This is a genomic window from Frateuria sp. YIM B11624 (assembly GCF_049727805.1).
Taxonomy (GTDB): Bacteria; Pseudomonadota; Gammaproteobacteria; order Xanthomonadales; family Rhodanobacteraceae; genus Frateuria_A.
Window position 1 is genome coordinate 86578 of sequence record NZ_JBCNYA010000010.1, and the last position, 22737, is coordinate 109314.

The window sequence follows — 22737 nt, forward strand, 5'->3', positions numbered from 1 at the left end:
AACAGGATGCGCGGCTTGGCCCAGGATCCGGGCATTATGCTTCGATCAGGACGCCAATGCCTGGCGCAGCACGGCGACGATGCGTTCGGAGGCCTTGCCGTCGCCGTACGGCGAGACGCCGCGGGCCATCGCCTGATAGGCCGAGGGATCGTCCAGCAGACGGCTGGCCTCGGCCACGATCCGCTCCCGGTCGGTACCGACCAGCCGCACGACGCCCTCGTCGACGGCCTCGGGCCGCTCGGTCTCGTTGCGCAGCACGAGTACCGGCTTGCCCAGTGCCGGCGCCTCCTCCTGCACGCCGCCGGAATCGGTGAGGATCAGGTACGCGCGCTTCTGCACCTCGACGAAAGGCGCGTAGTCCAGCGGCTCGCACAGATGGATGCGTTCCCGTCCGCCGAGCAGTTCGCGTGCCACGCCCAACACGTTGGGATTGGGGTGCACCGGATAGAGCACCTCGATATCGGGATGGCGCTCGACCAGCTCCAGGACCGCGCGGCATACCTCGCGCAGCGGCTCGCCGAAGTTCTCCCGGCGATGCGCGGTGAGCAGGACCAGCCGTTTCGACGGATCCAGCGGAAGGTCGAGCGCGCGATTGGCGGCGGCGACGTCCAGCAACGCGTCGACGACCGTGTTGCCGGTGACGTGGATCGCCGCGGCATCGATACCTTCGCGCAGCAGGTTCTCGCGCCCGCGCCCGGTGGGCACGAAGTGCCAGCGCGCCAGGTGCCCGGCCAGCAGCCGGTTCATTTCCTCCGGGAACGGGTTGCCCAGGTCGTGCGTGCGCAGGCCCGCTTCCACGTGCCCGAAAGGCACGCGGCGGTAGAACGCCACCATCGCGGCGGCCATCACCGTGGTGGTATCGCCTTGCGCCAGGATCACGTCCGGCGCCAGCGCAGCGAACTTTTCGTCCAGCCCGGTGATCAGGCGCGCGGTGAGTTCGGGCAGCGCCTGGCCCGGCCGCATGATGTCCAGGTCGACGTCCGGCACGATGTCGAACAGCGCCAGCACCTGGTCGAGCAGGCCTCGGTGCTGCGCCGTCGCCAGTACGGTCACCCGTGCCCACGGCTCGCGCTGCAGGGCCTTGATCAGCGGCGCCATCTTGATGCCTTCAGGACGGGTGCCGACGATGCAGACGATGTGCTTGCGAGCGCTTGCCATGGATCAACCTGGGAATGGAAGGAATGCGGGGGTACTCGGGGAGCGGGACTGTTGTCAGCCGAGCACGCCCGGCCGGTAGCGATGCGGCTCCCACGGGCCCCACTTTTTCTCGTACAGCGCCTTGTTCTGTTCGAACAGTTGCGCGCGGCGCTCCTGCTTGAGCTTGTTGAACGAGGCGGAAAGCTGGTGGTGGACGAACACGTCCTCGGCGCAGGCGATCGACCAGCCTGCCTGGTCGACGCGGCGGCAGTAGTCGTCGTCCTCGAAGAAACCGATGCCGAACGCCTCGTCCAGCGGGCCGACCTTCTCGTAGACCTCGCGGCGCATCATCACGCAGAAGAACGCCGCCGTGCGCAGCGGCGTGAGCTGGCCTACATGGCGTGCAGTGTAGTCACCCGCCGCCTGCAGCATGCCGTCCATGTCGTCGTAGCGGATGTCGATGCGCGCTTCGTTGCCGATGTTGTTGGTCACCGGACCGATCATGCCCAGCGTGCCGCTGCGGCGCAGGTGCGCGACCAGCGTGGCGATCCAGCCGGGCGTGACGTGGGTATCGTTGTTCAGCATCACCAGGTAGTCGCCGTCGGCTACCGCCAGGCCCTGGTTGTTGGCCGCGGCGAAGCCACGGTTGTCCTCGTTGAGGATCACCCGACGACCTTCGCCCTGCGTTGCCCATGCGGTGAGGAACGCGGGCGTGTCGTCAGCCGACGCGTTGTCGACCACGATGACCTCGAGGTTGCAGTAATCGCTGTAGAGCTCGAGGCTGCGCAGGCAGGCCTTGGTCAGATCGAGATTGTTGTAGGTGACCACGATCACCGACACGCGCGGCTCCGGCACGGCAGCCATGGCGTCGACCAGGTCCTTCACGCGGTGCGACCAGGTCTGCTCGGAGGCGAACTGCCGGCGCCGCGCCACTAGTTCCGCATCCGGCGCGGCGGCAAGGGCCTCGGCGAGTTGCCGGATGAAGCCGGCATGGTCGCTCGCGGTGCGCACGAGCCCGTGGAACTGGGCCATCTCCGGCAGGTCGATCGCCACCACGTCCTTGCCGGCGCTCAAATACTCGTAGACCTTCACCGGATTGGTCGCCAAGGTCAGCGGGATGACCTGGAAAGGCAGCAGGCAGACGTCGAAACCGGTCAGGAAGAACGGCAATCTGTCGTAGGGCACCTCGCCGGTGAAGCGGACGTTGTCCAGGTGACCCAGCCGCTTGCCCGCGCCGACCGTGTCGTTGCCGACCATCAGCACCAGGCAATCGGGGAACCGCCGCGCCACGGCCTCGAGCAGGTCCACGTCGAACCATTCGGCGATGGCACCGTAGTAGCCGATCACCTTGCGGCCCCGTTCGTCGCGGAAGCAGGGATCGGCCGGCGTCGCGAAATGGTCGTACTCGCAGGCGTTGCGCACGATCAGCGTGCGCGGGTTGAGTGCGCGGGTCTCCTCCTGCAGCCATTGCGATGTCACCACCAGCAGATCGGCCGTGCGCATCAGCTCGCTTTCGCGGGCGAGCATGTCCGGGCTGATCTCGTCGAAGCCGCCGTGGTGATCCATGCAGTCATAGACCAGCCGCATGTTCGGCAGTTGCTGCGCCAGCTCCAGCCACCAGGCATGCTGCACCAGCGACAGGCACGAGCGGCTTCGCGTCCAGGCGAGCAGGGTGCCCAGGCTTTCGCGCAGTTGCTCGTGGTCGTCCGGTGTCGGCACCGTGTGATAGATGCCGGGCGCCCCGGCGAGATTGAACTGGATCCGGAACAGGCGTCCGGCATCGTCCAATGGTTCGACCTGGAAACCCGCCTCGCCTGCATTGACGAACTGGCAGGAAACGTAGAACACCCGGTGCCCTTCCCGGGCCAACTCCTTGGCCAGGTGCTGCGGACGCTGGATGCGGAAGTGCCAGTCGATGACCGACCAGACGAAAATGTCGCGGAAGCCCGCGGCCTGCGGAGTCAACGGGGGCAATACCTGCACCGCCCCGGCGCCCTGGGATGCCTGCGCAGGAGCGCGTCCGAGCAACCGGAGCAACTGCTCGCGGTCCGCCGCGCCCAGGCGCCCACCTCCGCGCAACAACCGCTTGGCGACACGGATGGGACGGGTGATCCGCCAGGACCAACTGCCCTTGATCAGCTCCAGTTCCTGCCGCGCCAGCTCCAGCGTATTGATGCGAGCCTCACGCTTGACCAGTTCCCCCCGCGCGGCAACCAGCAGCACTTTGGCGCGCGCAACCTCCTGGCGTGCGGCCTCGACTTCGCGCAGTTCGTCGTCATGCAGGCGAGCAGCCCTTTCCTCGTACTCGCAGGCGTCCTCCTCATGCATCAGGGCAAGCTTGCGGATGCGTTCGGCCTCCTGCTTCGCCTGGTTCGCCTCCTGCTTGGCCTTGCTCGCCTCTTCGAGCGAGGCGCTGCTCTCGGCGAACAGTCTCTCTGCCTCGCAGCGGTAAACCTCCCGGGCCTGCTGCGCCACGGCAAGCTCGCCTTCCAGGCGGTCGAACCGGGACTTGACCTGCAACTGGCTCATCAACGGCAACGCGAACGCCAGTCGATCGAGGAACGCCTCTATCGATGCCTCCAACGTGCCCCAGTCCCGCTCTCCCGCCATCACCTGGAGGCTTTCGGCGTGGATGCCGAGCATGCCAGCACGCCACGGGCCCGGCAGGAGTTCCTCGGCTACCGCGGCATGCTGGTGCTTGAGGTCCGGATGCAGGTTGGCCTCCACCTGGCTCGCCACTGCCGCGGAACGGGCCGGCCACTCGACCGCCAGGCACCGTGCCAGGGAGTCCATGCAGGCGCGCCAGTCGGCAAGCAGGCCGGCGTAGTCGGTGACGCAGCGCAGGCTGCCGCGCGAGGCACGCAGCGGCTCGGCGAGGTGGCGCAGCCACAGCATGGAAGCGACCGCCGGCGACAGGCCGTTGCGTCGCACCAGCGAACCGACGACCTCGGCCGGATGGCGTACCGCGAACACGAGTCGCGGTTCGATCCGCAGGGACTCGAGCGCCTTCAGCCACAGCGGCAGGAACCGGCACAGGCGGGGATCCTTCACCGCCCACAGCGGAGCGTCGCCGAACTCTTCGCGGATGGCCGCCACCAGCGCATCGAGGAAGCCGGCCCCCTCGACCTCCTCCAGCCAGCCGGCCGGCAGCTCGCGGGGGTCGTCCCAACTGGAACCCAGGTGGTCGAGGATGCGCTCGTGCAGATGCACGATGGCCTGGTTCTCCCAGAAGCCGGCCTCGTTGTCGAACGCGGCCTCCAGCAACTGCCGGCCCAGCGGGACGCCATGCAGGTTGATGACGCGGGTCAGCGCCGAGGTGCCACTGCGGTGCATGCCGACGATGAGGATGGCGCGCCGCTGGTCAGGGCTGGAAAGGTCGTTCATGAAGCCAACTCGGTCCCTAAGACGCGTGCGGAGGGCTGCACGCAGAAATCCACGAAGCCAGTGGCCTGCCGTTCCGGTTGCGGCAGCACCCGGAACATGGCGGCGTCGATCAGCCGGTCGACGTAGGTTTCCTGTTCACCCACCATCGCCAGCACCCCGGCATTGAGGAAGTAGGTGCCCCCGTCCAGCAGGCAGCGGAAGCGGAAGCGCGCCTCCACCCTGCCGCCGGCGTCGACCCGGGCGATCGGCTGCCGGGCCGGGCTGCTCGCCGCGCCGCCGAGCTCCAGGCCGGTGAGGGTCTTGACCAACATACCGCAACGCACGCCACGCATGGCGACCTCGAAATCCACGCGATAGACATAGACGTAGTCCTGTCCCGCGCGCAGCACGTTGACCGTGCGCCCGTCCAGCGATTCGATGTGCGGGTCCGCAATGGTGGCGCCGCGGCTGTCATAACGCATGGTGCTCTTGGGCGTCATGCCCTCGTCGAACCAGTCCTCTGCCGGCTTGGCCAGCCGCGCACCATCAGCCGAAGCTTCCCTGACCAGTTGCGCATCGCTCGCGTCGATCGCCGACTCGTCCGACGCCACGACCTCCAAAGGATCCTCGCGCTCGGCACGGATCGCCTCCCGCACGGCCTCGGCGCGCTCGGCCGGTACGTACAACATCTTCTGATAACGGGAAACCACGAACTTGGGCGAGCCCTCCAGCAGCAGTTCGCCACGATCGAGCAGCACGGCCCGGTCGCACAGTTGCGTCACCACGCCGGCCGAGTGCGAGACGAACAGCACGGTGGCGCCCTCGTCGCGGATCCGGTTGATCCGCGCAAAGCACTTGCGCTGGAACGCCTCGTCGCCGACCGACAAGGCCTCGTCGACGACCAGGATGTCGGGCGTCACGTTGATCGCCACGGCGAAGGCCAGGCGCACGTACATGCCGCTCGAATAGGTCTTCACCGGCTGGTCGATGAAATCGCCGATGTCGGCGAAGGCGGCGATGTCGTCGAAGCGCGCCTGCACCTCCGCCCGGGTCAGGCCCAGCACCGTACCGTAGAGGAACACGTTCTCGCGCCCGGTGAAGTCCGGGTTGAAACCCGCGCCGAGTTCGAGCAGGGCGGCGATGCGCCCCTGGACCTGCACCGTGCCGGCAGAGGGCTCCAGCGTGCCGCAGATGATCTGCAGCAAGGTGGACTTGCCCGAGCCGTTGCGGCCGACGATGCCCAGCGTCTCGCCCTTGCGCACCTCGAGGTCGATCCCCTTGAGCGCATGGAACTGGCGAAACCAGCGCTGCTTGGTGCCCCGCGGAGAAAGCATCTGCAGCAACCGGTGGACCGGGCGCTCGTAGATGGGAAAGGATTTGTGGAGGCCGGCGACCCGGATGCCAGATTCAGATGACATCGGCGAACCCCCGCCGGGTGAGGCCGAAGAGGCCATAACCCGCCGCCAGCACTGCCAGCGCACACGCCATGTAGATGCCCAGCCCCTGCCAGTCCGGCAGCGTGCCCCACAAGGTGACCGCGCGGGCCTGGTTGATGATGAAGGTGAGCGGATTGAGCTGCAGCAGCCAGCGCCAGGCGGCCGGCAGCGCGTCCATCGGGTACATCGCGGGAGAGAGGAACAGCATGGCGGTGGCCAGCACGCCGGTGACCTGTCCGATGTCGCGCAGGTAGACCCCGAGCGCGGCGAGCAGCCAGGAGACGCCCAGCGAAAGCACCACCAGCGGCAGCAGCACCAGCGGCAGCAGCACCGTCGTCCAGGCCAGTTGGTGGTCCAGGAACAGGTGCAGCGCCAGGAACACCAGCGTATTCATGCCGGTGTGGAACAGCGCGGACATCACCATCGGCCAGGGCAGGATCTCCAGTGGAAAGATCACCCGTTTGACGAAGTTGACGTTGTCCGTGATCAGGTGCGGTGCGCGGTTCAGGCATTCGGCGAAGAAGCCGTGCACGATCAGGCCGATGAACAGGATGATCGAATAGTGCGTGCCGCCGCTTTCGGCCTCCGGCCAGCGCGCCTTCATCACGAAGCCGAAGGCGAACGAATAGACCATCAGCATCAGGAAGGGGCTGAGCAACGACCACAGCAGCCCGAAGCTCGCGCCACGGTAGCGGCCGAGCACGTCACGCTTGGCCAGTTCCCAGGTCAGCGACCGGTAGGCGCCCAGGGCAGCGAAAGGTCCCCGCTGGAGCCAGGAGGGCCCGACGGCGGGGGTCGATAGGACAGCACTTTTCACGGGTTATCCGAACTGCCGGTCAAGCCAGGGCAAAGGCGAGCTCGTCGCGCAGGTCGCGCACGTCCTCCACGCCCACCGAGAGGCGTACCAAGCCATCGCTGATGCCCAGCCGCTTGCGGTTGGCCGGCGGCACCGAGGCGTGGGTCATGATGGCCGGATGCTCGATCAGGCTTTCCACGCCGCCGAGCGATTCGGCCAGCGCGAACAGTTCGCAGCGCTCCAGCATGCGGCGCGCCTTGCGCAGGCCGCCCTTGACCTCGATCGTGATGATGCCGCCGAAACCGTGCATCTGGCGTCGCGCCAGCGCGTGCTGCGGATGGTTCTTCAGGCCCGGATAGATCACCCGCTCGATCGCCGGGTGCTTCTCCAGCCACTGCGCCAGTTCCATCGCGCTTTGGCAATGCGCCTGCATGCGCAGGTGCAGGGTCTTCAGGCCGCGCATGGCCAGGAACGCATCGAAGGGGCCGGCGATGGCGCCCACGGAGTTCTGCAGGAAGGCCATCTTCTCGGCCAGTTCCTGGTTGCCGGCGACCACGATGCCGCCGACCATGTCCGAATGGCCGTTGAGGTATTTGGTGGCCGAATGCAGCACCAGGTCGGCGCCGAATTCCAGCGGCCGCTGCACCATCGGCGAGCAGAAGGTGTTGTCCACCACCAGGATCAGGCCGTGCTTCTTGGCGAAGGCGGCGACCTTGGCCAGGTCCACCAGCTTGAGCATGGGGTTGGTCGGCGTCTCGGCCCAGATCATGCGGGTGTTGGGCTTGAGCGCGGCCTTCAGCGCCTTGGCGTCGTTCAGGTCGACGAACTCGAAGTCCAGGCCCGCGGAGCGCCGGCGCACCCGCTCGAACAGCCGGTAGCTGCCGCCGTAGAGGTCGTCCATGGCGATCACGTGGCTGCCCGAATCGAGCAGGTCCAGCACCGTGGCCGCCGCGGCCAGCCCGGAGGCGAACGCGAAACCCGCCACGCCGCCTTCCAGATCCGCCACGCAACGCTCGTAGGCCATCCGCGTCGGATTCTGCGTGCGCGAGTACTCGTAGCCCTTGTGCTTGCCGGGGCTTTCCTGCACGTAGGTCGAGGTGGCGTAGATCGGCGTCATGATCGCGCCGGTGCTCGGATCGGGATGCTGTCCGGCGTGGATCGCGCGGGTACCGAGTCCGAGGGGTGCGACATTCTTCTTGGGCATGATGGGAGCGGCGGGGTGTGCCGGCGATGATGGGGCTGCCATCTTAACCGCGAAGCCTGCTTTTTCCTTAATTTTCATCAGCCGGAGGTGCCGCTCAGGCCCCGGCGCCAGCCCGCCGATGGCACAATGCGTGGTTTGGAAGAACACGAACGGACCCCATGGAAACCTTGCTAGTCACTGGCGGCGCCGGCTTCATCGGCGCGAATTTCGTGCTGCAGGCGGTGGCCGACGGCCGGCGCGTGGTCAACCTGGACAAGCTGACCTATGCCGGCAACCTCGACACCCTGGCCTCGCTGGAAGGCAGCGACCGGCACCTGTTCGTGCAGGGCGACATCGGCGACCGCGCGCTGGTGGCCCGGCTGCTGGCCGAACACCGGCCGCGGGCGATCGTCAACTTCGCCGCCGAATCGCACGTGGACCGCTCGATCGACGGTCCGGCCGCCTTCGTCGAGACCAACGTGGTCGGCACGCTCGGCCTGCTCGAATGCGCCCGCGACTACTGGCGCGGCCTGGAAGGCGATGCCCGCGAGGCGTTTCGCTTCCTGCACGTGTCCACCGACGAGGTGTACGGCTCGCTCGGCGCCGAAGGCAAGTTCACCGAAACCACGCCGTACGCGCCCAACTCGCCCTATTCGGCCTCCAAGGCGGCCTCCGACCATCTGGTCCGCGCCTTCCACCACACCTACGGTTTGCCCACACTCACCACCAACTGCTCGAACAACTACGGGCCGTACCAGTTTCCCGAGAAGCTGATTCCGCTGGTGATCCAGAAGGCGCTCGCCGGCGAGTCGCTGCCGGTGTACGGCGACGGCATGAACATCCGCGACTGGCTCTACGTGGGCGACCACTGCAGCGCGATCCGGCGCGTGCTCGAGGCCGGCCGCGTGGGCGAGACCTACAACGTGGGCGGCAACGCCGAGCGCGAGAACATCACGGTGGTCAGGACCATCTGCGCGCTGCTGGACGCGCGCCGGCCGCTGGCCGACGGACGCCCGCGCGAGTCGCTGATCACCTTCGTCAAGGACCGCCCGGGCCACGACCGCCGCTACGCCATCGACGCGGGCAAACTCCAGCGCGAACTCGGCTGGGCGCCGACGCAAACTTTCGACAGCGGCATGGCACATACCGTCGACTGGTACCTGGCCCACCAGTTGTGGGTGCAGCGCGTGCTCGACGGAAGCTACCGCATGGAACGGCTGGGATCGTGAGGAGCCTCGCATGAGCGCACGCAAGGGCATCATCCTGGCCGGCGGTTCCGGCACGCGGCTGTATCCGATCACCCAGGGCATCAGCAAGCAGCTGTTACCGGTGTACGACAAGCCGATGATCTACTACCCGCTGGCGATGCTGATGCTCGCCGGCATCCGCGAAGTGCTGGTGATCAACACCCCGCACGAGCAGGCGCTGTTCCAGCGGCTGCTCGGCGACGGCTCGCAGTGGGGCATGGACATCCACTACGCCGTGCAGCCCTCGCCCGACGGCCTGGCGCAGGCGTTCCTGATCGGCCGCGAATTCCTCGCCGGCGCGCCAAGTTGCCTGGTGCTGGGCGACAACATCTTCTATGGCGTGGGCCTGTCCGAGCGCCTGCAGCGTGCGGCGTCGCGCGAGCGCGGCGCCACCGTGTTCGGCTACTGGGTACGCGATCCCGAACGCTACGGCGTGGCTGAATTCGACGCCGGCGGCCGCGTGGTCGGGCTGGAAGAAAAGCCGGCCAGGCCGAAATCCAACTACGCCGTCACCGGACTTTACTTCTACGACGAACGCGCCTGCGACTTCGCCGCTTCGCTCGAGCCTTCACCGCGCGGCGAACTGGAGATCACCGACCTCAATCGCTGCTACCTCGGCGGCGGCGAGCTGCACCTGGAGCAACTGGGGCGCGGCTACGCGTGGCTGGACACCGGCACGCACGAATCGCTGATGGAGGCTGGCAACTTCATCCAGACCATCGAGCACCGCCAGGGCCTGAAGGTGTGCTGCCCTGAGGAAATCGCCTTCCTCAAGGGCTGGATCGGCGCCGAGCAGTTGCTGCGCCTGGCCGAGCCGCTCGCCAAGACCGGCTACGGGCAGTACCTGAAGAACCTGGTCGACCAGGGCCTGGCACGATGAAGGTCGTCCAGACCGCCCTGCCCGGCGCCGTGGTGATCGAACCGCAGGTGTTCGGCGACGCCCGCGGCTTCTTCTACGAAAGCTTCAACGAGGCGAAGTACCGCGAAGCCGGCATCGACGCGCGCTTCGTGCAGTCGAACGTCTCGCGCTCGGCCCGCGGCGTGCTGCGCGGGCTGCACTACCAGTGGCCCAATCCACAGGGCAAGCTGGTCAGCGTGCTGGAAGGCGAGGTGTACGACGTGGCGGTGGACATCCGTCGCGGCTCGCCCACCTTCGGACGCTGGGTCGGCGCCATGCTTACCGCCGACAACCACCGCCACTTCTGGATCCCCGAGGGCTTCGCGCACGGCTTCTGCGTACTGTCGGAGTCCGCCATCTTCACCTATCAGTGCACCGCGCTGTACGAGCGCGAGCACGATGCGGGCATCCGCTGGAACGACGCCGACATCGGCATCGACTGGCCGGTCGGCGCGCCGCTGCTGTCGGACAAGGACACCCGCGCGCCGTTCCTGAAGGACGTCCCGGCCGAGCGCCTGCCCGTCTACGTCCCATGAAGATCCTGCTGCTGGGCGCCAACGGCCAGCTCGGCCGCAGCTTCGTCGAGGATGGCGGGCTTGCCGCGCGCGGCGAGCTGATCGTGGCCACGCGGGACGGCACGCTGTGGGACGGCGAGCGCGCCGAGGCGGCCGATCTTTCCCGGCCGGGCCTCGACCGCCTGCTCGACCGGCTGGCGCCGGACCTGATCGTCAACGCCGCCGCATACACCGCCGTCGACCGTGCCGAACAGGAAGAGGCGCTGGCCACCCGGGTCAACGGCGAGGCCGTCGGCGAGCTCGGCGCCTGGGCCGGGGCGCATGGCGCGCTGCTGCTGCACTACTCGACCGACTACGTGTTCGACGGCAGCGCCACCGCGCCCTACCCGGTCGACGCGCCGACCGGGCCGTTGGGCGCCTACGGCCGCAGCAAGCTGGCTGGCGAGGATGCACTGCGCGCCAGCAGCGCCGACCACCTGATCCTGCGCACCGCCTGGGTGTACGCCCCGCACGGCAACAATTTCCTGCGCACCATGCTGCGCCTGGGCGCCGAGCGCGACGAACTGCGCGTGGTCGCCGACCAGCAGGGCGCCCCTACCTCCACCGCACTCATCGTGCGCACGAGCCTGGCCCTGCTCGATCGCTGGTTTGCGCAACCGGACGCACGCGCCCGACTGCGCGGCACCCATCACCTGGTCGCCAGCGGCCACATCAGCTGGCATGGCTTCGCCACTGCGATCTTCGACGAAGCGCATGCCCGCGGCCTGCTCCCGCGCGTGCCCCGCGTGCAGCCCATCGCCACCGCCGACTACCCCACCCCGGCGCGCCGGCCCGCCTGGTCGGTACTGGACAACACCGGCCTGGGCCAGTTGCTCGGAGCCCCGTTGCTCGACTGGCGCGAAGGCCTGCGCGAAGTGATGGACCGGCTCGCCAGCTGATCGCCTTCGGCGGAGACCGCCACGCCGCGCCGTGAAGCGTGCATCACGCCCGGCGTGCTAGTTTCGCCGCGCCGCCAGCGCCAGGGGGCTGTGCGACCTCGCGAGGGTCGTGCGATGAACCAGGCTTGCCCCACCGATTTCCGCTATCGCGCCTTCATCAGCTACAGCCATCGCGACCGGCGGTGGGCCGAATGGCTGCACCGCGCGCTGGAAACCTACCGTGTGCCCTCGCGCCTGGTCGGCCTGGTCACGGCCGCCGGCACGGTTCCGCGCCGGCTGGCGCCGATCTTCCGCGACCGCGAGGAACTGGCCAGTTCCAGCGACCTGGGCGGCAAGGTCGACCTGGCACTTGCGCAGTCGGCCAACCTGATCGTGGTCTGTTCCCCCGCGGCGGCGACCTCGCGCTGGGTCGGCGCGGAAGTGCGGGCGTTCCGGCGGCTGGGCCGCAGCGACCGGATCTTCTGCCTGATCGTGGCGGGCGAGCCGAATGCGCCGGCCGCGCAGCGCACCGAGGAATGCCTTTCGGCTGCCCTGTGCGGCCCGCTCGCCGAGGACGGCGTCCCTGCCGATCGCGAGCCGGTCGCCGCCGACGTGCGCCCCGGCAAGGACGGCAGGCACTCCGCCAAGCTCAAGCTCGTCGCCGGCCTGCTCGGCCTGGAACTGGACCAGTTGCGCCGGCGCGAGCTGCAGCGACGCAACCGGCGGCTGGCGGTCGCCGCCGCGCTGTCCACGCTGGTCATGCTGGTGACCACGCTGCTGGCGATCGACGCAATGATCGCCCGTCGCGCCGCCGAGCGCCGGCAGAAACAGGCCGAGGCGCTCGTCGGCTTCATGCTCGGCGACCTCAACGACAAGCTGGGCCAGGTGCAGCGGCTGGACATCCTGGAGGCGGTCGACGACAAGGCCATGGCCTATTTCCGGTCGCTCCCCGCCACGGACGTCACCGACGACGTGCTCGAACAGCGCGCCAAGGCGCTGGAGAAGATCGGCAGCGTGCGAATGGACCAGGGACGCCTAGCCGCCGCCACCAGCGCCTACCTGGCGGCCGAGCCGCTGGCCAACGCGCTGGCACGGGCCGCGCCGGCCGATCGCGAGCGGCAGATCGCCTACGCGCGGGTCCAGGCCTTCCTCGGCATGAGCGACTGGTACCAGGGCCATCTGGAAGCGGCTGGCCGCTCCTTCGCCGCGGCGCAAGCCACGCTCGAGCGGATGGGCGCGCCGGCGCGCACCGACCCGCGGGTATTGTTCGAGCTGAGCACACTGGACAACGACATCGGCCACGTGCTCGAAGCGCGTGGCCGCCTGGACGAGGCCGAACTGCACTACAGGCGCATGCTCGAGCGCTGCCGGCTGCTGGTCGCCCATCCCGCGCCGCATAGCGAATGGTTCGAACACCTGGGCGAGGCGCACAACAACCTGGGCAAGATGGCGCTGATGCGCGGTGACCTGCTCGCGGCGATCGCCGAGTACGCCGCCGACGACGGCATCGAAACCAAGCTGAGCGAGAACCATCCGCAGGACAACGGCCAGCGCCAGAACATGGCGCGCGTACGCGCCATCCTGGCCCGCACGCTGGCGCTGGCCGGCCGGGCCGCGCAGGCGGATCGCGACACCGAGCAGGCCCTCGCCGTGATCGAGGAGATCCATCGCTTCGACCCCAGCCTGACCGATGCCAAGGAGAACCTCGGGCTGTACTCGATCCAGCTGGCCCGCCTGCGCCGCGTGCAGGGCGATACGGGTGCATCCCATGCACCGCTGGTGCGCGGGCTGCGCGCGCTGGACGAACTGGCGCGGCACGATCCAAGCAACACCGGCTGGCAACAGGACCTGGCCGAGGCCCGGGTCGAGCGGGCGGCATGGTTGCAGGCGACCGGGCATCGCGACGATGCGCGCCGCGATGCCCAGGCGGCCCTCGCGGTGCTCGCGCCCTTGCTGGCCGACCAACCGGACGAGCGCAGCCTGCTGCTGTCTACCGCCCGTGCCCGCCTGCAACTGGCCAGCCTGCAATCGGGCCGGGCGGCCGAGCACCTGCGGCTGTCCGCATTGGAGAGCCTGCGCGGGGTCCACAGCGGCGCCGGCGACGTACGCCTGCTCGCCGCACAGGTGGATGCCCTGCTGGCGCTCGGCCGCATCGACGAGGCCCGGCCGCTGGTCCGTCGGCTATGGCTGTCGGGCTATCGCGAGCCGGCGCTGGCTCAGAGCCTGGCATCGGCCCACATCGCGTTTCCACCCAATCCTGCCTTCGAGCAACGCTTGCAGGATGTCCTCGACCAGCGTGCGCTCGCACTCGCGCGCTGACCGGTCCCACCCGATCCAACCGGAGAGCACCATGGAGCCGCACGTACTCAGCGTCAGTCTAGACAAGTCCACCACGCCCTGGTCGGTTCTCGTCGACCCGCACGGCCATGCCAACCATGTCTACCGTCATCGGAAACGGCAGACGCTGACCTGGAAATTGACCGGCAACGCAGCAGGCGGTGCCCTGCTGCCGCTGCAATGGATCAGGCAACCGCCGAAAGGCATCTTCGGCGAACCCAAGCTGGATTCGAACGGCAAGCGCATGACCATGACCGACTTCAACCACCACGCGGAATCGCGAGGCTCGTGGACCTACCTGTTGTGCCTGATGCTCGACGGCAAGCGGTACTCGACCGCGAAATCCTGCCCGGCGAAATCACCGTCCACCTCTCGGGCAAGGCCGACCGCTCCCCGTCGCACGGGCGTCACCGGGCCGTAACGAGGCAAGACGTACACGCACACGGCGGCCATCCGGCCGCCGCCCATCGGAGGCTTACCATGTCCAAGCCACACACCATCCAGGGCACTCCGGAAGAACTCCAGCCGACCGCCGACAGCACGTCGCCCGAAGACGCGCCGACGGACCTGACGATTCCGGAGGACACGCTGGCTCAGGCCAGCTCCGCAAGAGACCCGTCGATCGTCAACCACTAGCGCACTCGCCGCGCAGCCGCGCCGCGGTTGCGCAAGGAGCGGCGACCGGCTTGCGGCCGGCCGCCGCGGCGCATCCGGCCGCAAGCCCTGGAGCACCCATGACGCCCCTGGTGATCGGCGTGACCAGCCATCGCGACCTGCCGCCGGCCGACACGGGCGCCGTTCGCGAGGCCGTGCGGAAGCTGTTCGGGGAACTGCGGCACGCCTGGCCCTCGCTGTCGCTGGTGGTGCTGTCCGCGCTGGCCGAGGGCGGCGACCAACTGGCGGCCGAGGAGGCGCTGGCGCAGGGCGCACGGCTGATCGCCCCGTTGCCGCTGCCGCGCGAGCTCTACATCGAGGACTTCGAGGACCCGGCGGCGCGCATCCAATTCGAGGCCCTGTGCCGGCAGGCCGAGGTCATGGTGTTGCCGGTACGCAAGGGACGCTCGCACCGCGAGGTGGGCAACCCCGGCACCGCGCGCGACCAGCAATACGCACAGGCTGGCGTGTACATCGCCAGCCATTGCCACATCCTGCTGGCGATCTGGGACGGCCAGCCGTCCGACCGCCTCGGCGGCACGGCGCAGATCGTGCGCTATCACCTGCGCGGCGCCCTGCCCGGGCCGCCCAGCGAGGAGCGCGACCCGCACCACATCCTGGCCGCCGGCGACGAACGGCTGCTCTACCACGTGCTGTGCGGGCGAGCCGACGCGGCGGAGCGCCCCGCGGTCACGGCGACCTGGCGGCACGCCTCGGCGGCAACGCCGGAGGAACACTTGCCGGCGCCGTTTCGGCTGATGTTCGACCGCATGGCCGAGTTCAACGACGAGTGCGTCACCTACGCCGCCGCGATCGACGCGGCTGCGCGCACCGGCGTGCCATCCGCCGCCCCCGTGCCGGCATCGGCACGCATGGGCATCGAACGCACCTTCCGCGAGGCCGACTGGCTCGCGATGCACTTCCAGCACCGCGTGCTGCTGGCCATGCGCACGATCTACACGCTGGCCGCCCTGATGGGCATCGCGTTCACCTGCTACGCCCACTTCGCCGCGCAGAACTACCTGATCTACCTGTTCCTGTTGCTGTTCGCACTCGGCACCACCATGACCGCGATCGCCAAGCGCCGCGGCTGGCACCGCAAGTACCTCGATTACCGGGCGCTGGCCGAGGGGCTGCGGATTCAGTCGTATTGGCGCCGCGCGGGCATATCGCTCACCCGCGACCACGCCTTTGCGCACGACGATTTCCTGCAGCGTCAGAACGTGGAGCTGGGCTGGATCCGCAACGTGATGCGTGCCTCCGGCCTGCCGCCCAGCCACGCGCCGCCGGCCAGCACCGCGGAGCTGGCCGGCGTGATCGCCGAATGGGTCGGCGAGCCGGGCCGCTCGGGCCAGCTGCACTACTACGAGCGCAAGAGCATCGAATGCGCCGGGCTGCACCGCGTGACCGAGGCGCTGGGCGCGCTGAGCCTGTGGGGCGGCGTATCGATCAGTGTGCTGCTGGCGCTGTTCGCGCTGCGCCTGGAGGATGAGACCAAGGCCAGCCTGGTCGCGGTGATGGGCATCCTCTCGATCATCGCCGCCGTGCGCGAGGCCTACGCCTACCGCAAGGCGGACAAGGTGCTGCTCAAGCAGTACCGCTTCATGGAGCGCATCCTGGGTACCGCGCGCTCGGCGCTGGACCAGACCGACGACCCTGCCGAGCAACGCTCCATCCTACGCGCGCTCGGCCATGCCGCGTTGACCGAACACGCCGAGTGGACGCTCATGCAGCGAGAACGGCAGGTCGAGCACGGGCCCATGTAGCCCGTGCCCGCCCAGGCTCACTCCACCGTGACCGACTTGGCCAGGTTGCGCGGCTGGTCGACGTCGGTGCCGCGCAGGACGGCGACGTGGTACGCGAGCAACTGCAACGGCACGGTGAACACGGCCGGAGCGATGAAGTTGCCGCCGCTTTCGATGCGCAGGGTGGTGCCGTTGGCGTTGCCGGCGTCCATCGGGGCGCTGTCGTCGGCGAAGACGATCAGCCGGCCGCCGCGGGCGCGCACTTCCTGCAGGTTGGACTTGAGCTTGTCCAGCAGCGGGCCGTTGGGCGCCACCGCGACCACCGGCATGGCCTCGTCGACCAGCGCCAGCGGACCGTGCTTGAGCTCGCCCGCCGGATAGGCCTCGGCGTGGATGTAGGAGATTTCCTTGAGCTTGAGCGAGCCTTCCAGCGCGACCGGGTACTGCGCGCCGCGGCCGAGGAACAGCGCGTGCTCCAGCGGCACGAACTGCGTCGCCAGTTCGACGATCTGCGGCTCGAGCCTGAGCGCCTGCTCGATCGCCCGCGGCAGGTGCGCCAGTTGTGCGCACAAGTCCGCGTAGCGCGCACGCTCCAGCCCGCGCTGTTCGGCAAGCCGCAGGCACAGCAGGGCGAGCGCGGCGAGCTGGGTGGTGAAGGCCTTGGTCGACGCCACGCCGATTTCCGGGCCGGCGCGGGTCATCAGCTTGAGGTCCGCCTCGCGCACCACCGAGGACTCGGGCACGTTGCAGATCGCAAGCGTGCCGATGTACCCGCGACGACGCGATTCGCGCATCGCCGCCAGCGTGTCGGCGGTTTCGCCCGACTGCGAGATGGCCACGAACAACGTGTCCTGCGGCACCACCGTATCGCGGTAGCGGTATTCGCTGGCCACTTCCACGTTGACCGGCAGCCGCGCGTATTCCTCGATCCAGTACTTGGCGACCAGGCCGGCGTGGTAGCTGGTGCCGCAGGCGACGATGTGGACGCCCTTCACCTTCGCCAGCAGCTCGTCGCCGCCGACGCCGAAGATGTTCGGCAGCACGCCGTGCGGGCCGATGCGCGCCTCCAGCGTGTCGTTCACCGCACGCGGCTGCTCGTGGATCTCCTTCTGCATGTAGTGGCGGTATTCGCCGCGCTCGACCGCATCGGTGGACAGCTCGCTCTGGTGCACCGCGCGTTCCACCGGCGTGCCGTCCAGGCCGTAGACCTGCACGCTGTCGCGGGTGATCTCCACCACGTCGTCCTCGTCCAGGTACAGCATGCGGTTGGTGACCTGGATCAGCGCCTGCGCGTCGGAGCCCAAGAAGTTCTCGCCGATGCCCACACCCACCAGCAGCGGCGCGCCGCGACGGGCGCCGACCACGTGGCCGGGTTCGTCGCGGCTGACCACCGCGATGGCGTAGGCGCCTTCCAGCGCGCGCACGGTGGTGAGCACCGCCTCGCGCAGGTTCATGCCGCCGGCGATGCGCTCCTCGATCAGCGCGGCCATCACCTCGGTGTCGGTTTCGGAGGTGAACACGTGGCCGCGCGCCTGCAACTGCTCGCGCAGGCTGGCGTAGTTCTCGATGATGCCGTTGTGCACCAGCGCCACGCGGCCGACCATGTGCGGATGCGCATTGGCCTCGCTCGGCACGCCGTGGGTGGCCCAGCGGGTGTGCGCGATGCCGGTGCCACCGCGCAACGGATCGGCCAGGTACAGCGCCTCCATCTCGCGCACCTTGCCCTTGGCGCGCACGCGCTGGATGGCGCTGCCGTCGAGCACGGCCAGGCCGGCCGAGTCGTAGCCGCGGTACTCGAGCGCCTTGAGGCCGGCAATCAGCAATGGGGCGACATCGCGCTGGGCGGTGGCGGCAACGATTCCACACATGGAGTCTGGTTTCCTTTCGGAGCGAGGCGGAGCCTAGTTACGGTTCTGCGAAGACGGCGTCGCGACAGCCTTAGTGCACCTTGCGCCGCAGGTAGTTCAGCAGGTCGATGCGGGTGATCAGCCCCAGGAACTGCTCGCCGTCGACCACGATCGCCACGTGCCCGCGCTCGAACACCGGCAGCAGCGCCTCGATCGGCGAGTGCACGTCCAGCTTGTTGAGCGAGGTGATCATCGCGGTGGACACCGGGTCGCGGAAGCGCACCTCGTCGGCGTGCACGTGCATCAGCACGTCCGACTCGTCCAGGATGCCGACCAGCTGGTTGCCGTCCATCACCGGCAGCTGCGAGACGTCGTACAGCTTCATCCGGGTGTAGGCGGTCATCAGCAGCTCGTTGGGCCCGACCACCACCGTGTCACGCTGGGCGAACGGGCGCAGCAGCAGGTCGCGCAGGTCGCCATGCTGCTCGCGCTTGATGAAGCCGTTGTCGAGCATCCAGTAGTCGTTGTACATCTTCGACAGGTACTTGTTGCCGGTGTCGCAGACCAGCGTCACCACGCGCTTCGGTCGCATCTGCTCGCGGCAGTACTTGAGCGCCGCGGCGACCAGAGTGCCGGTGGAGGAGCCGCCGAGCACACCCTCCTTGGCCAGCAGCTCGCGCGCGGTCAGGAAGCTCTCGCGATCGGAGATCGCGTAGGCCTTCTTCACGCGCGAGAAGTCGCTGATGGTCGGCAGGAAGTCCTCGCCGATGCCCTCGACCATCCAGCTGGCCGACTTGTCCGACAGCGTGCCTTCGTTGATGTACTGCGCAAGGATCGAGCCGACCGGATCGGCCAGCACGATCTCGGTGTGCGGCGAGTGTTCGGCGAAGAACTGCGAGAGGCCGGTCATGGTGCCGGAGGAGCCGCAACCGACCACCACCGCGTCGACGCGCCCGTCCATCTGCTCGAGGATCTCCGGCCCGGTCGTCTCGATGTGTGCGCGCGGGTTGTCCGGGTTGCCGAACTGGTTGATGAAGTAGGCGCCAGGCGTCTCGCGGGCGATCCGCTCGGCCATGTCCTGGTAGTACTCGGGATGGCCCTTGGCGACGTCCGAGCGGGTCAGCACCACTTCGGCGCCCATCGCCTTGAGGTTGAAGATCTTCTCGCGGCTCATCTTGTCCGGCACCACCAGGATCAGCCGGTAGCCCTTGGCCTGCGCCACCAGCGCCAGCCCCAGGCCGGTGTTGCCGGCGGTGCCTTCGACCAGCGTGGCGCCCGGCCGGATCCTGCCGGCACGCTCGGCGCCTTCGATCATCGACAGGCCGATGCGGTCCTTGATGGAGCCGCCGGGGTTGGCGCTCTCGAGCTTGAGGAACAGCTCGCACGCACCCGTGTCGAGGCGCTGGGCCTTGACCATCGGGGTCCGCCCGATCAGCTCCAGCACGCTTTGGTGAACCGTCATGGCGACTCCGTCGAAAGGCCGCGCCCAATGGGCGCCGGCGAAGCCGTGGATGATAACCGAGGCGCCGTTTGCGGTTGCGTGGAAGCCCCGAAAACACGCGGCCCCGGCGCTTCCTCAGGAAGGGCCGGGGCCGCGATCGGAAACAGGGGGAAAGTCAGTGCATCTGCGGTACGCGCGCATCCCACATGCGTTGCAGGCGTTCCTTGGCGTGCAGCTTTTCCTTCTTCATGCCGACCAAGGTGACGTCATCCAGGGGGAGCACGCCGATCTCGGCGTCATGCACCTTGCTCTTGAGTTCGCGGTGATGCTGGTAGAGCCGACGGAACTCGGCGTCGGCCTTCATGAATGCTTCCACGTCGTCACGCTGCTGGTTTTCGAACATGATCCGACCTCCTCGCGAGATGAGCGGGCGCGTGATCGGCACGCCCGCGGGCGGATGAAGCGCGCGCACCCACGCCCCGTACGCATGGAAGCGGAACAGGGACCAGTCGTGCGGGGGAAATGGGCGCATGGTTCAGGTCAGTGAGCCATGGAACGGGTGCGCCATGGCAGCCCTGACCCTACTCCCGCCCCCAGGGTCACGCAAGCCACCGCGGGAACCCGCGACGGGCGGCGTTTCCCACGGCCGAGCCCGCCTGCGTGGTGGGCCGATCCACCGGCGCAGGCGGCCATCCGCCCGCGCGGGACGAAGGACGCTCAGTGGTCCTTGGAGGTCTTCTTGCCGGAGTTTTTCTTGGTCGGCGCCGGCCTTTCGGGCTCGGACGAGTTCGACTGGTCGCCCTGCATCTGCGACCGCATGGCGCGTGCGGCCTGCGCGGCCAGTTCGGCCTCCTTGCGGGCGGCGCGGGCGACGCGGCTCTGCGCGGCGGCGAGCTTCTTGGCGTGCTCGGCCTCGGCGCGCGCCTGCTCGGCGGCCTGCGACGCCTCCATGCCCTGCTGCTGCAGACGGGCGGCCTCTTCCTGCGCCATTTGGTACTGCATGCGCTGGCGCTCCAGCTCCATGCGGGCCGCTTCCGCCTCGCGGCGGCTGGCTTCCAGCAGGATCTGGTCGTGCTCACGGTCGAGCTGGGCCAGCTTGCCCTGCGCGTCCTGCAACTGGGCGGCGGCCTTGGCCAGGTCGACCCGGCGTTCGGCCAGGTACAGGGCATGCGGCCGTTCGCTGCGGCCGGCCTGCTCCAGTCGCGCGATGGCGGCGTGCGCCAGCGCCTGCTCGGCCTGGGCATAGGTGCCCAGGACCGGGTCGCTGGCCAACTGGTTCAGGCTGGAATTGAGGCGGTTGACGTCCATGTCGTCCTGGCGCGCCAGGGCCGGCCCGGCAAGCGCCAGCAGGCCGATCAAGGCGGTGGTGGCAAGGCGCTTCATCGCTGGCCTCCCTGGTTCGGCTGGGTGCTCTGGGCTGGCGCGGGGACCGGCTGGAAACCGCCTTCCTGCGGCAGCGGCGCGGACAGCACCGACGAGGACGGGGCCGGCATGTCCTGCAGCGTTTCCGGCGCGCTGCTGCCGGAGGCCGGCGTGGCCGCCGGGGCCGGGGCCGGCTGCGCCGGTGCCTGCTCGGTCTGCTGGCGCAGGCGGGTGTTCTCGTCCACCTTGGCCTGGATCTGCGCCCGTGCGCTGCCCAACTGGGCGCGGGTGCGCGCCAGCTCGGCGTCGGCGCGGGCTTCCTCAGCCAGGTTGGCCGCGTCGGCGTACTTGCGCGCGGCCATGGCCGCCTGCGCCTGCTGGAACTTGGCCTGGGCGAAGCCCAGATCGACCGGATCGTAGTCGGCTGCGCCGGCGTCGCGGGCGGACTGCAGCAGGGCCTGCGCCTGGTTCATCGAGGCGTCCGGCGGGGGCACGCTGGCACAGCCGGCCAGCGCCAGCAGCGCCACCACCAGGGTCAAGCCACCCGACGCCCTGCCGATACGCTTGAAGCGCCCGGGCGGCCGGGAAAAGATGTGCACCATCACTCATTCCTCGCGCAGTGTCGCCGCGTATTGTGGGCAGGCATAATCTTGCTTTGCAACGCGCCGCAAGAAAGCGCGATAACTAGGGGTCCTTCGTGGATATCGGTTACTTCCTCAAGCTGATGGTAGACAAGGGCGCGTCGGACATGTTCCTGACCACCGGCGCCCCGGTGAACATCAAGGTCGAGGGCAAGCTCTACCCGCTGGGCAACACCGGCCTGCCCGGCGGCATGGTCAAGAAGATCGCCTACTCGCTGATGGATGAGGGCCAGGTGCCGCAGTTCGAGCGCGACCTGGAACTCAACATGGCACTGGCGGTGAAGGAAGCCGGCCGCTTCCGCATCAACGTGTTCAAGCAGCGCGGCGAAGTGGGCATGGTGATCCGCGCGATCAAGAGCGAGATCCCCTCGATCGACCAGTTGCAGCTGCCGAGCATCTTCCGCGACCTGATCATGGAGCAGCGCGGCCTGATCCTGGTGGTCGGCGCCACCGGCTCGGGCAAGTCGACCACGCTGGCGGCGATGCTCGACCACCGCAACTCGAACTCGCCGGGCCACATCCTCACCATCGAGGATCCGATCGAGTACCTGCACCGGCACAAGAAGTCGATCATCAACCAGCGAGAGGTCGGGCTGGACACGCACAGCTATCACGAGGCGCTGAAGAACGCGATGCGTGAAGCTCCCGACGTGATCATGATCGGCGAGATCCGCGACACCGACACGATGGAGGCGGCGGTCGCCTTCTCCGAAACCGGCCATCTGTGCCTGGCTACGCTGCATTCGAACAACGCCGACCAGACGCTGGAGCGCATCCTCAACTTCTTCCCCGAATCGGCGCACAAGAACGTGCTGATGAACCTGGCGCTCAACCTGCGCGCGGTGATCAGCCAGCGCCTGGTGATCGGCAAGGATGGGCGGCGCGTGCCGGCAGTGGAAGTGCTGCTCAATACGCCGCTGATCCGCGACATGATCCGCCGCGGCCAGATCCACGAGATCAAGGAGGCGATGGACCGCAGCCTGCAGGAAGGCATGCAGACCTTCGACCAGTCGCTGTACAAGCTCTACAAGAACGGCCGCATCGAACTGGAGGAAGCGCTGGCCAAGGCCGACTCGCGCGACGGCCTGGCCCTGAAGATCCGGCTGTCCGAAGGCGGCGGTGCGGAGAACACCGAACTGGTGGGCAACGATCCGTACGGGCTGGGCTTTTGAGCCCTGACCTATCGGGATCGAAGAAAGGGCGCAGCGATGCGCCTTT

19 protein-coding genes are annotated in these 22737 nt (G+C 68.5%); 9 read left to right on the forward strand and 10 right to left on the reverse strand.

The features are described 5' to 3' along the window. Positions 1-45 precede the first annotated feature (45 nt). The 5 genes from wecB to AAIL17_RS07060 form a co-directional block, all read right to left on the reverse strand. Positions 46-1158: a non-hydrolyzing UDP-N-acetylglucosamine 2-epimerase gene (wecB, locus tag AAIL17_RS07040; protein WP_424682118.1), complete on the reverse strand. Its 1113-nt coding sequence runs from the start codon at positions 1156-1158 to the stop codon at positions 46-48. Between the two features lie 54 nt (positions 1159-1212). Next, positions 1213-4521: a glycosyltransferase gene (locus tag AAIL17_RS07045; protein WP_424682119.1), complete on the reverse strand. Its 3309-nt coding sequence runs from the start codon at positions 4519-4521 to the stop codon at positions 1213-1215. Then, positions 4518-5834 (reverse strand): ABC transporter ATP-binding protein, encoded by a 1317-nt coding sequence (locus AAIL17_RS07050; RefSeq protein WP_424682120.1) that lies wholly within the window; start codon positions 5832-5834, stop codon positions 4518-4520. The genes AAIL17_RS07045 and AAIL17_RS07050 overlap by 4 nt, the downstream gene beginning before the upstream one ends. Before the next feature lie 73 nt (positions 5835-5907). Continuing rightward, the gene (locus AAIL17_RS07055; protein ID WP_424682121.1) at positions 5908-6753 is read right to left on the reverse strand and encodes an ABC transporter permease; all 846 of its coding nucleotides are present in this window, start codon (positions 6751-6753) and stop codon (positions 5908-5910) included. A 19-nt stretch (positions 6754-6772) separates the two neighbouring features. After that, the gene (locus AAIL17_RS07060) at positions 6773-7936 is read right to left on the reverse strand and encodes a trans-sulfuration enzyme family protein (RefSeq protein WP_424682122.1); all 1164 of its coding nucleotides are present in this window, start codon (positions 7934-7936) and stop codon (positions 6773-6775) included. Between the two features lie 158 nt (positions 7937-8094). Between AAIL17_RS07060 and rfbB the strand changes: the two genes are divergently transcribed. From rfbB to AAIL17_RS07100, 8 genes are all read left to right on the forward strand, one after another. After that, complete coding sequence (gene rfbB, locus AAIL17_RS07065; RefSeq protein ID WP_424682123.1) at positions 8095-9144, forward strand: dTDP-glucose 4,6-dehydratase; 1050 nt, start codon at positions 8095-8097, stop codon at positions 9142-9144. A gap of 10 nt (positions 9145-9154) precedes the next feature. Continuing rightward, on the forward strand, positions 9155-10042 hold the full coding sequence (rfbA, locus tag AAIL17_RS07070; RefSeq protein WP_424682124.1) for a glucose-1-phosphate thymidylyltransferase RfbA: 888 nt from the start codon (positions 9155-9157) through the stop codon (positions 10040-10042). Further along, positions 10039-10596 (forward strand): dTDP-4-dehydrorhamnose 3,5-epimerase, encoded by a 558-nt coding sequence (rfbC, locus tag AAIL17_RS07075; RefSeq protein WP_424682125.1) that lies wholly within the window; start codon positions 10039-10041, stop codon positions 10594-10596. Before rfbA ends, rfbC begins: the two co-directional genes overlap by 4 nt. Next, on the forward strand, positions 10593-11513 hold the full coding sequence (gene rfbD, locus AAIL17_RS07080; protein ID WP_424682126.1) for a dTDP-4-dehydrorhamnose reductase: 921 nt from the start codon (positions 10593-10595) through the stop codon (positions 11511-11513). The genes rfbC and rfbD overlap by 4 nt, the downstream gene beginning before the upstream one ends. Positions 11514-11627: 114 nt before the next feature. Then, complete coding sequence (locus tag AAIL17_RS07085; protein ID WP_424682127.1) at positions 11628-13811, forward strand: TIR domain-containing protein; 2184 nt, start codon at positions 11628-11630, stop codon at positions 13809-13811. A gap of 31 nt (positions 13812-13842) precedes the next feature. Then, on the forward strand, positions 13843-14250 hold the full coding sequence (locus AAIL17_RS07090) for a hypothetical protein (RefSeq protein ID WP_424682128.1): 408 nt from the start codon (positions 13843-13845) through the stop codon (positions 14248-14250). 59 nt (positions 14251-14309) lie between these two features. Beyond that, positions 14310-14465 (forward strand): hypothetical protein, encoded by a 156-nt coding sequence (locus tag AAIL17_RS07095; RefSeq protein WP_424682129.1) that lies wholly within the window; start codon positions 14310-14312, stop codon positions 14463-14465. A gap of 98 nt (positions 14466-14563) precedes the next feature. Continuing rightward, positions 14564-16249: a hypothetical protein gene (locus tag AAIL17_RS07100; protein ID WP_424682130.1), complete on the forward strand. Its 1686-nt coding sequence runs from the start codon at positions 14564-14566 to the stop codon at positions 16247-16249. 17 nt (positions 16250-16266) lie between these two features. Here the strand turns inward: AAIL17_RS07100 and glmS are convergent, their stop codons facing one another. The 5 genes from glmS to AAIL17_RS07125 all read right to left on the reverse strand — a co-directional run bounded on the left by glmS (position 16267) and on the right by AAIL17_RS07125 (position 21477). Next, a complete protein-coding gene (glmS, locus tag AAIL17_RS07105; RefSeq protein WP_424682131.1) occupies positions 16267-18096 on the reverse strand; it encodes a glutamine--fructose-6-phosphate transaminase (isomerizing) in 1830 nt (609 codons plus the stop codon). A gap of 70 nt (positions 18097-18166) precedes the next feature. Next, a complete protein-coding gene (locus AAIL17_RS07110; RefSeq protein ID WP_424682132.1) occupies positions 18167-19537 on the reverse strand; it encodes a pyridoxal-phosphate dependent enzyme in 1371 nt (456 codons plus the stop codon). 154 nt (positions 19538-19691) lie between these two features. After that, a complete protein-coding gene (locus AAIL17_RS07115) occupies positions 19692-19919 on the reverse strand; it encodes a YdcH family protein (RefSeq protein WP_424682133.1) in 228 nt (75 codons plus the stop codon). A 314-nt stretch (positions 19920-20233) separates the two neighbouring features. Then, positions 20234-20899 (reverse strand): hypothetical protein, encoded by a 666-nt coding sequence (locus AAIL17_RS07120; protein WP_424682134.1) that lies wholly within the window; start codon positions 20897-20899, stop codon positions 20234-20236. Next, positions 20896-21477: a DUF4398 domain-containing protein gene (locus tag AAIL17_RS07125; RefSeq protein ID WP_424682135.1), complete on the reverse strand. Its 582-nt coding sequence runs from the start codon at positions 21475-21477 to the stop codon at positions 20896-20898. The genes AAIL17_RS07120 and AAIL17_RS07125 overlap by 4 nt, the downstream gene beginning before the upstream one ends. 98 nt (positions 21478-21575) lie before the next feature. Between AAIL17_RS07125 and AAIL17_RS07130 the strand changes: the two genes are divergently transcribed. Beyond that, entirely contained in the window at positions 21576-22691 is a 1116-nt protein-coding gene (locus tag AAIL17_RS07130; RefSeq protein ID WP_424682136.1) for a PilT/PilU family type 4a pilus ATPase, read from the forward strand. Positions 22692-22737: the final 46 nt, after the last annotated feature.